12 protein-coding genes are annotated in these 14,821 nt (G+C 36.3%); 11 read left to right on the top strand and 1 reads right to left on the bottom strand.

Annotated elements, in window-relative coordinates; genetic code table 11:
* The first annotated feature begins 10 nt into the window (after nucleotides 1–10).
* The 9 genes from H4J76_RS16695 to H4J76_RS16655 all read left to right on the top strand — a co-directional run bounded on the left by H4J76_RS16695 (nucleotide 11) and on the right by H4J76_RS16655 (nucleotide 12,084).
* Nucleotides 11–4,063, top strand: a complete 4,053-nt coding sequence (locus tag H4J76_RS16695; RefSeq protein WP_310733549.1) for a hypothetical protein — start codon at nucleotides 11–13, stop codon at nucleotides 4,061–4,063.
* Between the two features lie 151 nt (nucleotides 4,064–4,214).
* On the top strand, nucleotides 4,215–5,174 hold the full coding sequence (locus tag H4J76_RS16690; protein WP_182217300.1) for a DUF1186 domain-containing protein: 960 nt from the start codon (nucleotides 4,215–4,217) through the stop codon (nucleotides 5,172–5,174).
* A 289-nt stretch (nucleotides 5,175–5,463) separates the two neighbouring features.
* Nucleotides 5,464–6,798: a pitrilysin family protein gene (locus tag H4J76_RS16685; protein WP_182217298.1), complete on the top strand. Its 1,335-nt coding sequence runs from the start codon at nucleotides 5,464–5,466 to the stop codon at nucleotides 6,796–6,798.
* Complete coding sequence (locus H4J76_RS16680) at nucleotides 6,799–8,175, top strand: pitrilysin family protein (RefSeq protein WP_182230996.1); 1,377 nt, start codon at nucleotides 6,799–6,801, stop codon at nucleotides 8,173–8,175.
* 183 nt (nucleotides 8,176–8,358) lie between these two features.
* Complete coding sequence (locus H4J76_RS16675; RefSeq protein WP_182230995.1) at nucleotides 8,359–9,156, top strand: PhzF family phenazine biosynthesis protein; 798 nt, start codon at nucleotides 8,359–8,361, stop codon at nucleotides 9,154–9,156.
* A gap of 642 nt (nucleotides 9,157–9,798) precedes the next feature.
* Entirely contained in the window at nucleotides 9,799–10,164 is a 366-nt protein-coding gene (locus H4J76_RS16670; protein ID WP_182222661.1) for a cupin domain-containing protein, read from the top strand.
* Nucleotides 10,165–10,486: 322 nt separating this feature from the next.
* The gene (locus H4J76_RS16665; protein WP_182230994.1) at nucleotides 10,487–10,981 is read left to right on the top strand and encodes a DUF2878 domain-containing protein; all 495 of its coding nucleotides are present in this window, start codon (nucleotides 10,487–10,489) and stop codon (nucleotides 10,979–10,981) included.
* The gene (locus tag H4J76_RS16660; protein ID WP_182217291.1) at nucleotides 10,974–11,534 is read left to right on the top strand and encodes a chalcone isomerase family protein; all 561 of its coding nucleotides are present in this window, start codon (nucleotides 10,974–10,976) and stop codon (nucleotides 11,532–11,534) included. The genes H4J76_RS16665 and H4J76_RS16660 overlap by 8 nt, the downstream gene beginning before the upstream one ends.
* Nucleotides 11,527–12,084 carry a DUF3833 domain-containing protein gene (locus H4J76_RS16655; RefSeq protein ID WP_182217290.1) on the top strand — a complete coding sequence of 186 codons (558 nt, stop codon included), beginning with the start codon at nucleotides 11,527–11,529 and terminating at the stop codon, nucleotides 12,082–12,084. The genes H4J76_RS16660 and H4J76_RS16655 overlap by 8 nt, the downstream gene beginning before the upstream one ends.
* A 1-nt stretch (nucleotide 12,085) precedes the next feature.
* Here H4J76_RS16655 and H4J76_RS16650 read toward each other — a convergent pair whose 3' ends face one another.
* Nucleotides 12,086–12,982, bottom strand: coding sequence for a TIGR01777 family oxidoreductase (locus H4J76_RS16650; protein ID WP_182230993.1), 897 nt, complete (start codon nucleotides 12,980–12,982; stop codon nucleotides 12,086–12,088).
* Between the two features lie 160 nt (nucleotides 12,983–13,142).
* Here H4J76_RS16650 and H4J76_RS16645 point away from each other — a divergent pair, with 160 nt between their 5' ends.
* A complete protein-coding gene (locus H4J76_RS16645) occupies nucleotides 13,143–13,373 on the top strand; it encodes a hypothetical protein (RefSeq protein ID WP_182230992.1) in 231 nt (76 codons plus the stop codon).
* An 855-nt stretch (nucleotides 13,374–14,228) separates the two neighbouring features.
* Nucleotides 14,229–14,798: an LON peptidase substrate-binding domain-containing protein gene (locus H4J76_RS16640; protein ID WP_182230991.1), complete on the top strand. Its 570-nt coding sequence runs from the start codon at nucleotides 14,229–14,231 to the stop codon at nucleotides 14,796–14,798.
* Nucleotides 14,799–14,821: the final 23 nt, after the last annotated feature.

The raw sequence follows: 14,821 nt of genomic DNA, 5'->3' as shown, positions 1-14,821 counted from the left end.
GGAGATATAAGTGAAAAATACAAAATTGACCTACAGTGTTTTTTCTTGCCTACTATTATTAATGTCGTGCTCACTTTTTGCAAAAGACACTATCCCGGAGCCTTTAACACCATGGGTGTCTTGGGTAATGAAAGGCCACGAAAATCTATCTTGTCCTTTCATCAATAATACTAACTTTGCTGAAAAGCAGAATCATATTTGTGCTTGGCCAAGTACGCTGGTAATAAATGTAACAGACAGTTCAGCAACGTTTAAACAATCATGGCAGGTATTAACGAAAAGTATCATCCCTTTACCCGGAAATGATAATAACTGGCCACTTGCTGTGAAGGTTAATAACAAAGACTTTCCTGTATTTAGTTATAAAGGTAAGCCATCTATTGAATTAGTCAAAGGCACTTATGTTATAGCAGGCCAATTTGAATGGTCAAAAATACCGCAAAGTATCGCTATCCCTGAACAATACGCATTCGTTAAAATGACAATTAATAACCAACTCATCGCCTTTCCTAAAATAGAAAATAATGAGCTATGGTTACAAAAGTTTGAAACGAGCCAAGAGAAACAAGACTCTCTTGATATAACGGTTGCAAGACGAATTGCAGACGGCGCTTATATAAAGCTTGAAACCTTCATTAGTATCAATGTGTCAGGTCAAATGAGAGAAGTAAAACTCGGCAAGGTACTGCCTGAAGGGTTTGAACTGATTGGCATTGAATCACCTGTTTCCTCATTTTTAGATGGTGACGGTATCTTGCACGCTAAATTGAAACCCGGCAGTTGGGAAATAAAGGTGCTAGCTTATGCACCCGCTACTTTATTAACGTGGCAAAAACCTGAACAATCTCATCATTGGCCAAAAGAAGAAATTTGGGTTTTTGAAGGGCATGAAAACTTGCGACTGGGTAAAGTTGAAGGTGCAAAAATGGTTGATAGTAGTCAAGCAAATATGCCCAATGCTTGGTATGAGCTACCGAGTTATTTAGTTAATAACGACGATTCACTGCGTTATGATATTCAACATAGAGGAAAGCCCTTACATTTAGAAAATCAACTTAACTTGAAACGCACCTTATGGCTTTCATTTGATCATTCAACTTACACCTTTAATGATGATATTAATGGCGCAATGATCAATGATTGGCGTTTAAGTATGAAATCTCCTTATTTATTAGAGTCTGCAGAAGACCAAGATGGCTCAGTATTAATTACCACCAAAGAGCCCAATGAAAGGGGCATCGAAAACCGTTATCCACAGGTAAAAATTGAAGCAAGAGGTATTATCAACTCAGCCAAACAACTACCTGTTAGCGGTTGGAACAACGATTTTGAGCGGGTATCATTGAAGCTAAATCTGCCTCCAGGCAATAAATTGTTTGCCGTATTTGGAGCCGATACCGTGTCAAACAGTTGGTGGTCAAGTTGGTCAATTTGGGCAAGTTTTATTGTTTTATTATCTTCTTTAATGGCGAGTCGATTGATTAATGTCACCGCAGGTATTGCCACTGCGGTAATGCTGCTTTTTATATATCAAGAAATAAACGCGCCTGTGATCGCCATTCTTAATTTACTTTTAGCAATCGTTATTAAAAAGCATCAACCCTTTGAACGCATGAAAGTCCTAGTTAAGGCTTATTGGGGGATCAGTATAACGGTTGCTATTGGCGCGATATTATTATTTTCTGCAACCCAATTACGAACCGTGATACACCCTCAGCTGGAGTCACGCGAATCAAGTGCAGACAGTTATAGAGAACGAGTAGTTGTAAAAAACAAAGAAGCACAGATGAGCAGAAAACGCAGTGATGTTATCTCCTCAGCAGATCTAATGAGTGCACCTGTTGAAAGAATCATAGTGTCAGGTAGTCAAGTGAAAATGGCTGAATTAATGATGGAGCGTTATCAAGCTGATGCGTTAATGCAAGCTGGCTCTGGTATTCCAAGTTGGCAGTGGAATAGCTATCAAATTAATTGGAATAGTCCTGTTGCTAAAGATCAAACGTTCGAGGTGATTGTTTTATCAAAAACCATCTATAGGTTCATTAAGATACTGGGTATATTGTTGACTTTGATTTGGCTGTTTTTAATATTAAAAGAAGTCATTAGCGAGGCATACACTAAAATTAAACCTCAGGCAGTCGCGAGTGTGTTGGTATTATTGTTCTTAATGCCGAGTTATATACCTAATGTTGAAGCCGCCGACTTCCCCAGTCAAAAACTCTTAGATGAGCTTAAGGTAAGGCTGACAGAAGCGCCATCTTGCGTGCCTGATTGTGTTGCTATCAATAGATTACACGTTAGCATTGGTGAGAAAGAATTAACCTTGGTGTTATCTGTTCATGCTAATACAGCTACTGCGTTAGCTTTACCCAAGTCTGAATTTTGGCGACCAGAAAAATTATTACTAGGTGAGACTTCAGTTGAAAATAAAATTGAAAGCTTAGTTAACTATAAAGGTTGGATATATATTCCTATTGCCCAAGGATTATCTACCATCACCTTGCGGGGGCAGGTTGCTCCCGTTGATGAATTCCAACTTGAATTTAAAGATAAGCCTAAGCATGTTAATACATCCTCTTCAGCCGCTTGGCAAATTGTTGGTCGTCAAGCTGACCGGTTAACTGGCAATACCTTGGCCTTTTTAGCTACCGATACCGATAAAAAGGAAAATGAAAATCAGCAAATTTCAACTCGTTATAGTACACAGCCCTTTGTTAAAGTGACCAGAGAACTGACTGTTGACCAATTATGGACGATACGCACTAAGGTTGAACGAATAGCGCCGAATAGCGGTTCAATAAATATTAAGGTTCCTTTAATAGCAGGTGAAAATATTACCAGCGCAGAGGTTATTGTTGAAGATAATCAAGTGGCAGTTACTTTACCCGCTGGAGTTAACTTTTTTACCTGGACTTCTATCGTTGCTCAACAACAAGACCTTCGTTTGCACGCTAAGCCTGAACAGCCATTAATTGAGCTATGGCGAGTGATTGTTAGTCCTGCGTGGCATGCAAATCTTTCTGGATTACCAATAATTCTAGAAGACCAAGACAATAATGATTATTATCGTTACTCTTTCTATCCATATCCCGGAGAAAGCCTAGATCTCACCATTACCCGACCTGTTCCAGTAAAAGGTGACGTGTTAGCCATAGATTCAGTGAATTACACTATTGAGCAAGGCACCCGTACTTCAACCTTAAGTTTATCTTTTGATTATCGAAGTACACGTGGTGGCGAGCATATTATTGAATTGCCACTAAGTTATCAGTTAAAAGAAATTAGAACGGATAACAAACTGATTAACCTTCAATTAGAAGACGATAAACTGGCAATTCCAGTACTGCCTGGTAAACATAATGTCCAGATACTGATGCGTGCCAGTGTTGAAGAAGAATTGTTGTTCTCTGCGCCAAAAATAAACTTAAATGCGCCAATAAGTAATATTACTAGTATTATTAATTTGAGTAGTCAGCGCTGGATACTTTCTGCTAAAGGTCCTCTACTGGGGCCAGCGGTACTTTATTGGGGGGAGTTGTTAGCTTTTATTTTATTAGCTTTACTCGTCTCAAGAGTGAATTTTTCACCCTTAAATACCGTGAGCTGGATAATCTTAGGCTTTGGCTTAAGTTTAAGTAATTGGGGAGTGTTAATGCTAATGGCGCTGTGGTTTGCTGCTATCACTGCTAGTACTTATCGACCAAAAAATATTAATCGACTTTCATATAATGCATCGCAGGTTTTATTATATCTGTTATCAATTGTCGCCATCGTGTCGCTTTTACTTGTGGTTCCGGCCAGCCTGTTGAGTTCGCCTAGTATGGGTATTGAAGGTAATTATTCATACGGTAACCACCTGCAATGGTTTTCAGATAAATCGAGTGGTTTGTTACCCCAAGTATCTGTGGTGAGTATCTCAACCATTTTTTATAAAGGTATTATGTTGGTTTGGGTTATTTGGCTGAGTTTTGCTTTTTTAAGTTGGATAAAATGGGCTTGGAAAGCGCTTGGTCAACAAGGCTATTGGCGAAGTGAACTCAGTAAGCAACTAGACGAAAAATAATAGCTCGTTGCAACAAAACTAGATCTATTTGAAATATTAAATGAAAATTTGATTAGATCTAGTGCTTTCATTGGTAACGGCAATAGGAAGTGTTTATTATGTAACATTTGGCATTTGCCACCCATTATTGATTATTTAACGCGGAACTTACATGAATTTAGAACAAGCTTTATTGGTAATCGCTACTGCACATGGCAACGAACTACCTGTTGAAGCGCTAGAAGCAGTTAAAATGAATTGGTCAGTGTTTTATCCTGATTTAGAGCGACTCATCGATCAATTTATTACCGATGATACTTCGCTTACCGATGAGCAACAGGCGATTTTATTTTTCGGCACCTTATTACTAGCAGAATTAAAATATGTTCCCGCGTTGTCAAAATGTCTGCAGTTATTCTCGCGCAGTGATTCCTTTTTAACTCCCCTTGAAGGGGTTTTTGGAGATGCTCTTACTGAATTAACGCCAACCTTATTTTATAATGTGGCAGATGGTAATACACAAGTATTGTCTGATTACATTGTTGATGGTCATCAAGCGATGTACTGCAAAGCTTCTGCTATTGAAGCGGTGTTTGCTCAATACGAAGTGGGTGTCATTGATAAGACCGAATTAAGTGAACATGTAACTCGCTGGCTAGCAGCCTTTTTGGCTTTACCTAATCCAATCAGTAGTTTTTTAATGAGTGCATTAGCCGATTCTTGTATTGAATATCAACTTGATAATTTCAAACATCAGTTTGTAGAATTATGTGATAAAGACTTATTTGATGAAGACCGCTTTAAAAAATCTGAGGTAAAGGCCTGGCACAGGGGAGATGCACCTAAGCTTATAGAGTCTGGTATTATTCAGGCAGAGTTTAGTGTCGTTGATACGTTAAAGGCATGGATTGATGATGACTCTGAAGATGAGCTAATCGATACACTTCCAAGTGAAGACCATGATATATTTGAGTCGTTAATGGCTGAAGGTGGTTTATTAGCTAATATCCTTTATGACGAAAAAACAATTTTAGAGAACAGCGTACCGGTGAGTTCATTAGCTATGGCTGGACGCAACGATCCATGTCCTTGTGGTAGTGGCAAAAAATATAAAAAGTGTTGCTTACAGTAAAATACAGCGCAATTAAATCCGTACCTACATTAACTCGTCAAACTAGAAAAACCGCTCATTGAAAGATTAGCGGTTTTTTACTTTCTTAAGGGAATTTTTCATTAAAATTAATCGCTATATCAGTTATCTTTTTGATGCTTAATTTTATCAGTAAATGACATCAATCTGTCATCATCAATGTAAAAATCAACATTTTATTAACAAATTTCGTTTGACGCGTCTTTGTTGCTTGCACATTTATTTTTTCTCAATACAATCAACGACAATTAAAGTTTATAGTGAAAATAACATGAAAAAATTAATCCTAGCACTTTGTTGTGCTTTGGTAAGCTTGTCTGCAAGTGCCTTAACTACGCTTGAAGATGTTAAGTCTTTTACCTTAGACAACGGTATGACCATCATCGTATTAGAAGACCATTCTATCCCTAATGCCAACATGTATTTATTCTGGAAAGTAGGCTCTAGAAATGAATATCCTGGCATAACGGGGCTTTCACATTTTTTTGAACACATGATGTTTAATGGTGCAAAAAAATACGGCCCTAAACAGTTTGACCGTGTAATGGAAGCTGCCGGCGGAGCTAATAACGCTTACACTTCGGAAAACATTACCGCTTATACTAATTGGTTCCCGGTTAGTGCAATAGAAACAATTTTCAGTTTAGAAGCCGATCGTATTGAAAACCTCGCTATTGATGAAGCTATGGTAGAAAGTGAACGTGGCGTAGTGACCTCTGAACGGTCAACTCGGTTAGAAAATTCAAATTTCAGTAAACTGCATGAAGAAGTAAAAGGCGTCGCTTTTCGAGCACATCCATACAGTTGGGGGGTTATCGGTCATCAGTCAGACATAGATAATTGGTCGATTGAAGATCTCAAGGCCTACCATAAAACGTATTATGCACCGAACAATGCTGTTGTGGTTATTAGTGGTGATGTCACCTTAGCGCAAGTAAAAAAACTCGCAAATAAACATTTTGCACCGATCAGCGCACAATCAAGCCCAAGAAAAGTACATACCGTTGAGCCTAAGCAACTCGGTGAGCGTCGAACATACGTGCAAAAGGAATCTTCAACCTCTGCCAATGTATTATTTGCTTTTCACGTACCAGAAACTCGCCATGCAGATTATTATCCATTGAAAATGCTTGCCTCTATTTTGGGTGATGGCCAAAGTTCTCGTTTGTCTAGAAGTCTGGTTGATGATAAACAAATAGCAACAAGCGTTTTTACTTATATGCCGGATTCATTTGATCCCAATCTATTCTATGTTTTCGCTACCGCTACCAGTACGGTAAAAGCGAGTGTGCTTGAGCAAGCGATGGTGGCAGAAATTAATAATATTATTGTTAATAGCGTTACTGAGCATGAGCTCACCAAAACCAAAAATATTGCTCAGGTAGATTTTTATCGCACGCTTTCCACAATCAATGGCAAAGCAAATACGTTAGGGACATATGCGTTATTTTTCGATGATTATTCGAAAATGTTTACGGCAATTTCAGACATGAACAAAGTGTCAGTCGAAGACATTAAGCGTGTCGCAAGTACCTATTTAATAAAGTCGAACCGCACGGTTGGCATTTTAGCTGCTGAACAAGACAGCAGCGAAGGAGATTTATAGATGAAACATTCCATTTTATTTATTTGCAGCTTTATCCTGACATTAAGTCATCCAGTATTCGCTGAATTTACTTTACCCGATTATCAAAAGCTGACATTGAAAAATGGCTTAACCGTTTATTTGATGGAACAACATGAAGTCCCTTTAGTCGATATTAGAGTGGTGACTAAAGCTGGCGCAGTTAATGACGGTGACAATTATGGCTTAGCGAACTTTACGGGTACTGCGCTTGGTTTTGGTAGTAATAAATTATCAAAAAAAGAAATTGAAGATTTATTTGATTTTCATGGGGCTAACTTTAGCAACAACGTTGGTATGGAGTCATCTACGTTAAGCTTATCTATTGCCAGTAAAGATATTGATGGATTGTTGCCAGTATTTAGAGATATTTTATTAGCGCCAAGCTTTGAAAATGAAGAATTTATTAAAGAGAAAAAACGTTACCTTGAAAACCTAAAACAAAGTAGGGAGCAACCCGGGCGAATTATCGGCGGTGCATTTAACCACCTATATTTTCAACAACATTTATTAGGAAACCCTGTTGATGGCAATATTTCAACTATCGAAAAGCTTTCTCTTAAACAAATAAAAACTTTTTACCAGGCATTCTACTCAGCAAATAATAGCGCACTTATAGTTGTTGGCGACTTTAATAGCAAAAGTATGGAAAAAAAGATTAATGATTTATTTTCAGACTGGCAAACTAAAAATATAAGTGCCCCTAATTTAAAGAGCTTTAAAGCTCCTGAAGAATCAAACGTATTGGTTGTTAATAAAAGTGATGCTAACGAAAGTACTTTTATCATAGGTGGTAAAGGCATAGCGTCTAATCATCCTGATATGGTTGCCATAAAAGTGATCAATACTATATTGGGTGGTAGATTTACCTCGTGGTTAAATGACGCATTACGTGTTAATTCGGGTTTAACATATGGCGCGAGAAGTCAATTCAATAGCTACTCAACCGCGGGTACGTTTGTTATATCTACTTTCACTAAAAATGAAACAACCTTTGAAGCCATCGATTTAGCGCTAAAAACCTATGACAGGTTATGGGAGCAGGGTATTGATAAAGATACCTTAGAATCTGCTAAAGCTTATGTTAAAGGGCAATTCCCTCCAAAATATGAAACAAGCCGTCAACTGGCTGGTTTACTAGCTACTATGTGGGTTCAACAGCTTGATAATACTTTTATTAACGATTTTCAAAAAAATGTTGATGCGCTAAATGTCATCAAAGCAAATGAGATTGTTAAAACTGTTTTTCCAAGAGAAAACTTACAGCTAGTCATTATAGGTAAGGCTGACATCATTGTTGAAAAAGCAAAAAAATACGGTAAGGTAAAAGAAGTTGATATCAATACGGTTAGTTTTTAGATGTGTAATAAAAACGCATAACGCTAAAATTTTTAGCATATAAAATTAAGTGCGCAGTACTATACTGCGCACGTTGTGAACAGAGAGAACCCAACGAGAACAGCAACCATCGCTTTATTCAATAAGCCTCAATTATTGATAAAAAAACACTGAAAAATTGATCACACTGGAGTATTATTTTTAATGGAACTACAGATAAATGTTATAGATGCATTCACTGATGAGACGTTTAAAGGCAACCCCGCGGCTGTCATTATAACCTCAGACTGGCTGACTACAGAGCTTATGCAGTCTATTGCTATCGAAAATAACCTTTCAGAAACTGCCTTTGTTAAACAAATTAATAATCAAACGTATGAAATACGGTGGTTTTCACCGATAACCGAAATTGATTTCTGTGGGCATGCCACGCTAGCTGCTTCATTCGTTATTTTTGCTAAAGATAACACAATTAAAGAAATTAACTTTTTCGCAAAGGCCGTGGGCGATCTGTCAGTTACAAAAACCCCCGATGGCCTTATACAGATGTGTTTTCCTAATAAAGAGCCCGCTGTCGTAAATGATATTCCTGAGGCGCTATTAAATGGTTTGTCGATTAATCCCATCGACGTTTTATTAAATGACCAAGCGTATTTTGTTATTTACAAAAATGAAAGTGATGTGCTCGCTGTTATAGCCAATAGTGACGAATTAAAGCAGCTTGCTCCTTATGATGTAGTTGTGACATCGACATCGACATCAACAGAGTTTGATTTTGTCTCTCGTTACTTTTGGCCTGCAAATGGTGGTGATGAAGACCCAGTAACGGGTTCTATTCATACTGGATTAATGCCTTATTGGTCTAAAAAGTTAAACAAAACCGACCTTATCGCTTACCAAGCCTCTAAGCGAGGAGGAAAACTGATGTGCCGCATAGAAGGAGATAAAGTTTATATCTCAGGTAAAGCGGTGCAATACTTAACGGGTACAATTACAGTGTAGCGTTATTGTTCAGTGGAAAACTTAGATTAACACTCCCATATCAGGGTCTAAAAAGTTAAACAAACCCGACCTTATCGCTTACCAAGCCTCTAAGCGAGGAGGAAAACTGATGTGCCGCATAGAAGGAGATAAAGTTTATATCTCAGGTAAAGCGGTGCAGTACTTAACGGGTACAATTACAGTGTAGTGTTATTGTTCAGTGGAAAACTTAGATTAACACTCCCATATCAGGGTCTAAAAAGTTAAACAACCCCGACCTCATCGCTTACCAAGCTTCTAAGCGAGGAGGAAAACTGATGTGCCGCATAGAAGGAGATAAAGTTTATATTTCAGGTAAAGCGGTGCAATACTTAACGGGTACAATTACAGTGTAGCGTTATTGTTAAGTTGAAAACCTAAACTTAGACTAACACTCCCATATCAGGGTCTAAAAAGTTAAACAAAATCGACCTCATCGCTTGCCAAGCTTCTAAGCGAGGAGGAAAACTGATGTGCCGCATAGAAGGAGATAAAGTTTATATCTCAGGTAAAGCGGTGCAGTACTTAACGGGTACAGTTACAGTGTAGCGTTTTAGACAATTAAGGGCGCTTTACGCTATCGCTCAGTGGACATTAAAAATCACTCTCCCTTTAAGGAATCTCATGTTAAAAACACCGATAAATTTATTGAATAAGTTCACTCGTTTTTCTGATCAATGGTCACCAAGAGTGGTTGCCCAAATGAATGACTATCAATTTAAATTGGCTAAAATTCAAAATGAATTTACTTGGCACTCGCATCCAGACACCGACGAAGTTTTTCTTGTTATAGAAGGTGCTATGAGTATTGAGTTTAGGGATGGCAAAGTGGACCTTCTTGCGGGTGAAATGTATGTTGTGCCAAAAGGCGTTGAACATAAACCTCATGCAAAAGATGAATGTAAAATAATGCTTATAGAACCTTGTGGTGTCGTTAATACCGGAGATTCACCAGGAGAGCTTACCGCTCAGAATGATCTTTGGGTATAAAGTATATAGCGATACTTTTACTTTGCTAACGGGCATTTTTACCCTATTGGCTTTTGTAGGTGCCGCTCTCTAAACTGTTAGCACAGAACATTGCAACGCTAATAACCTCTAGTGTAATCATCATAGGTTTTACAATGTTACTTATGCGATATAAAACTTATACTATCAAAGCAAAAATGTATTTCCGTTTAATTTTAGCAATGTTAGTACCGCTAGCTTATACAAGAACAAATATTCCATATAAGTTGTGCTAAACCTAAGTGGATAGATCTTATTCTCTTATTGATACGTATATAGAAAAAAAGGTTGATTTGATAAATATATGTTGATTAATTTAATTGGTTTTAATGTTTCATGGTTTGGCTTGGTTTATTGGGGTAATAATTTTATTCCATTCGCCTTTATGCTTCTACTTGCCCACTTGTTTTTTCAATCTAAGAATTATAAAGAATTGTTGTTAATCTTGTTGGTCAGCGTCATTGGTATTGGTGTTGATTCATTATTACAGCAACTCAATATTTTCATTTTTATTGAAAAAGCTCATATTCCTTTTTGGCTGATGATGTTGTGGGCTAGTTTTGCCGCCACCATTTGTCATAGCTTACAATTTTTAGCTTCTTCTAAGGTCCTTCAATTAGTGATAGGAGGATTAATATCACCATTAAGTTATATTGCTGGTTATAAATTATCAGCGGTTGATTTTGGTTATTCTATGCTTACAACTTATACCCTTTTAGCGTTGGTATGGGGGACATTGTTTATTTTGTTTTTTTATTTGAAATCAAAAATTATTACCCAAGAGGTAAATAATGCTTAAATTTTATGCTCGATTGATCGTTATCACCATGTTACAACAATTTATTACCGTTCAAGTGTTAGCAACTGATGATATCAAGCCAGACACATTAAATAATATTCTTACAGAGCAGGTTTATATACCTGTTGGTCAAACAACTTTTTCTGTGCTTTTTTGGGACCTGTACAAAAGTAAATTACTGACAACTTCTGGAAAATATCCTATTGAGTTAACGGATGAAAAATTGTTATACCAGATTAACTATTTGACTGACATTTCAAGTAAAGACTTAATTGAACGTACAGTCGAGCAATGGCAGCATTTAGGTGTACCAAGAGAAAACTTTGAAAGCTATGTACCTATGCTTGAAAAAATATGGCCTGATATTAAAGAGGGCGATAGCTTGTCTTTATATGTCAGTAATAATAAGAGTACTTTTTATTTTAATAACGATCTTATTGGTGAAATTGAACAGCAAGAATTTAGTCAACTTTTTCTCGATATATGGTTATCAAAAAATACCAGTGAACCTAAGCTTAGGCTTGAATTATTAGGAATTAACAAAGATGAATAAATATATAAGAACTCTAGCTTTTATTACCACAAGCTTATTTATTTCTAGCTGTTCGGTAGAGTTAGAGGAATACAAACCAGTAGCTAAGCCATTTGATATAAAATCTTACTTTGATGGTAAGGTTATTGCTTGGGGAATAGTTCAAGATTATACCAATGAAGTTAAAAGACGTTTTTGTGTCGAAATTGAAGGAAGTTGGCAAGAAGATCAGGGTGTACTTGCAGAAAAGTTTTACTTTGATGACGGTGAAATAAGCTACCGTAATTGGCAATTGACTAAACTATCTGATGGAAGTTATGTCGGCGGTGCAGAAGATGTTGTCGGTGAGGCTATTGGCAAGCATCAAGGTTTTGCTTTTCAGTTTCAATATACATTATCGTTAAACCTTGATGGTGACATAATGGAAGTTGCTATGGATGATTGGATGTATCAGTTAGATGAAAATAAGGTCTTTAACAAAACTGCTATGTCTAAATTTGGTGTTCAGGTTGCTGAAATAACATTGTTTTTTGATAAGGAAACAACAAACCAAAGCTGTCAGTCTAATTAAGTTATTGTAGTAGGTCAGTTAAAGCGGCTTCAATTTTATTATGTTTAAAAACGAAACCGCTATTTAATAGTTTTTGTGGTACCACATTTTGTCCATACAGCAACAACTCTGCCATTTCACCAAAGATAAGTTTAAGTAGTGGGGCTGGCGTAGTGAAAAGGCTAGGACGATGAAGTGATTTTGATAAAGCTTTTGAAAATACTTCATTGGTTACCGCATTAGGAGATGTCATGTTTACTGGTCCTGACAAGTTGTCATTATCAATTATATGTAATATTGCAGAGACCATATCGTCAATGTGCACCCAAGACATAACTTGATCGCCCTTACTGATCTTCCCGCCAACACCTAATTTGAACGGTAATAACATTTTAGCTAAGGCACCAGAACTCTTATCTAATACTATCCCGGTACGTAATAGAGCAACCCTAGTATTTACTGAACAAGCAAGTAACGCTTTTTCTTCCCACTTTGCACAGACTTCATGAGTAAATTCTTGATGAAAATCTTTAAAGGTTTCATCAATGGCTTGACTGTTTTGTCGACCATATATACCAATTGCACTGCCAGAAATAAGCAAACTTGGTGGTTTTTCTGCGATAGAAATTAACTGTGCTATTTCTTCAGTAATATCCCATCTGCTTTGACAAATTCTATTTTTTTGCTCTTGTGACCAACGCTTATCAGCAATAGGCTCGCCGGCTAAATTAATAACAATATCAGTGCTTTCTATGTTGGTAAGTAAGAGTTTATCAATAAACCGGACTTTTTTGTTTATGACTGAACTCGCAGATTTAATATTTCGAGTTAACACCGTAATCGTGTTTTTGTCCGTATTTATAGATTTAATCAATGCTTGGCCAATGAGGCCAGTTCCACCGGTAATAAGATAATTCATAGGTACATCCAATGATTAGAATAACTAAATTAATACGTAGTATTAATCTTATAAGATCATTCAAAATTGTTTTAATATTTTATCAAAATATTGTGAACTTTGTCTTTTTTATGCGTAATTTGAAATGAAATTAACTTAATAAACGTATAAGGGAAGCCAAGTGAAATATTTTAAAGTATTAACAGTAACCATTATAAGTATGTTTTTTCTACAAGCTTGTAATGATGATAAAGCAACAGAGCCAGAAAAAGAAAAAATAACCATTGTTGATGCTGCTATTAGTAATGGCAGTTTTAGTACATTAGTCGCAGGACTTCAGGCTACAGGAATAGATGCAATATTATCTAACACCAAAATATCTGTTGGTATCGATACCGTAATTCTTGATTAATAGCTCGTATTACATTTTCTAATTAGTTGATATTATGCCCCTGCCTATGGGGCTTTTTTTTGCTTATTATTTACTTTTAAGTGATCGATTATATGGCTAATAACGTATAACTAAACATGACGATAACAGTTAATATTTATCGACAGGACACAGTAACTCTGACTAAGACATAGTTTTACCTTTTAATGCATAACCTATTTATATGCATATTTTTACGCCCCAGCCTATGGGGCTTTTTTTTGCTTATTATTTACTTTTAAGTGATCGGCTATGTGCTGGCCATTAACGTATAACTAAACATGACGATAACAGTGAATCTTTATCGACACGACATAGTGACTCTGACTAAGACATAGTTTTACCCTTTAATGCATAACCTATTTATATGCATATTTTTATGCCCCAGCCTATGGGGCTTTTTTTTGCTTATTATTTACTTTTAAGTGATCGATTATCTGGCCATTAACGTATAACCAAACATGACGATAACAGTTAATCTTTATCGACATGACATAGTAACTCTGACTAAGACATAGTTTAACCCTTTAATGCATAACCTATTTATATGCATATTTTTACGCCCCAGCCTATGGGGCTTTTTTTTGCCTGTTACTTATCTTTATGTGATCGATTGCTTGTTTTTTAACGTATAACAAACAATAACGATAGTAATGAACAATTAATATCTATCGGCTTTGATTCAAGCATAGTGGCCTGACTAAATGTAGTTTACCTTTGATTCATAGGTTACTTATATAGATGTTTTAGCAGCGGCTTAGATGAATTTTTATATAATTGTGATCATTTTTTGTCCATGCACGTATATATTAATAAGATAATAGAAGTAATAAATATATGAAAATAACTACAATCAATCTACCTGTTTTTCCTTTGCCTATATTCCTTCTGCCTGAGGGAGTTACCAAATTAAGAATATTTGAACCGCGCTATTTAAAAATGGTGGGTATTGCTTCTAAAAATGGTGGCTTCATTATATGGTCGAAGAATAGCAACAATGATATTTCAAATTCATTGTGGGGAAGCTGGGTCGAAATTATTAATTTTGATCAAGGAGATGACGGAATATTAGAAATTGATGTTAAATGTAAATCATTAGTAGAAATTAATACGTTAACCTTGGATAGCGATAAATTGTATTTTGGTGATGTAAAGCAAATTCAACATTGGTCACAATCTTCAGTCGATACTTCACTCTCTGAGTTGTCAGAGTCTTTAGCAAACGTATTCACGAACAATCCGGACTTAGATGATTTATATCAGCAAAAAGAAATCACTCGTCCAAGCTGGGTTATTGCAAGATGGCTAGAGTTGTTACCAATAGATTTAGACATAAAAGCCACATTTGTTATAAACCATGATTTTCAAGCAGCAAAAGAATTGGTTCAATCTGTTATAGATAAATAAATATAAATATATTAATTAATTAG

Origin of the sequence: Colwellia sp. BRX9-1, assembly GCF_014077195.1 — a bacterium.
Lineage (GTDB): Bacteria > Pseudomonadota > Gammaproteobacteria > Enterobacterales > Alteromonadaceae > Colwellia_A.
The sequence above is the reverse complement of the archived record's forward strand: the minus strand, read 5'-3'. Positions and strand labels throughout refer to the sequence as shown.

Excerpts from the sequence above, each read along its gene's own strand:
- H4J76_RS16690 (WP_182217300.1), top strand. The coding sequence starts at position 4,215 with ATGAATTTAGAACAAGCTTTATTGGTAATCGCTACTGCACATGGCAAC.
- H4J76_RS16685 (WP_182217298.1), top strand. The coding sequence starts at position 5,464 with ATGAAAAAATTAATCCTAGCACTTTGTTGTGCTTTGGTAAGCTTGTCT.
- H4J76_RS16680 (WP_182230996.1), top strand. The coding sequence starts at position 6,799 with ATGAAACATTCCATTTTATTTATTTGCAGCTTTATCCTGACATTAAGT.
- H4J76_RS16675 (WP_182230995.1), top strand. The coding sequence starts at position 8,359 with ATGGAACTACAGATAAATGTTATAGATGCATTCACTGATGAGACGTTT.
- H4J76_RS16670 (WP_182222661.1), top strand. The coding sequence starts at position 9,799 with ATGTTAAAAACACCGATAAATTTATTGAATAAGTTCACTCGTTTTTCT.
- H4J76_RS16665 (WP_182230994.1), top strand. The coding sequence starts at position 10,487 with ATGTTGATTAATTTAATTGGTTTTAATGTTTCATGGTTTGGCTTGGTT.
- H4J76_RS16660 (WP_182217291.1), top strand. The coding sequence starts at position 10,974 with ATGCTTAAATTTTATGCTCGATTGATCGTTATCACCATGTTACAACAA.
- H4J76_RS16655 (WP_182217290.1), top strand. The coding sequence starts at position 11,527 with ATGAATAAATATATAAGAACTCTAGCTTTTATTACCACAAGCTTATTT.
- H4J76_RS16650 (WP_182230993.1), bottom strand. The coding sequence starts at position 12,982 with ATGAATTATCTTATTACCGGTGGAACTGGCCTCATTGGCCAAGCATTG.
- H4J76_RS16640 (WP_182230991.1), top strand. The coding sequence starts at position 14,229 with ATGAAAATAACTACAATCAATCTACCTGTTTTTCCTTTGCCTATATTC.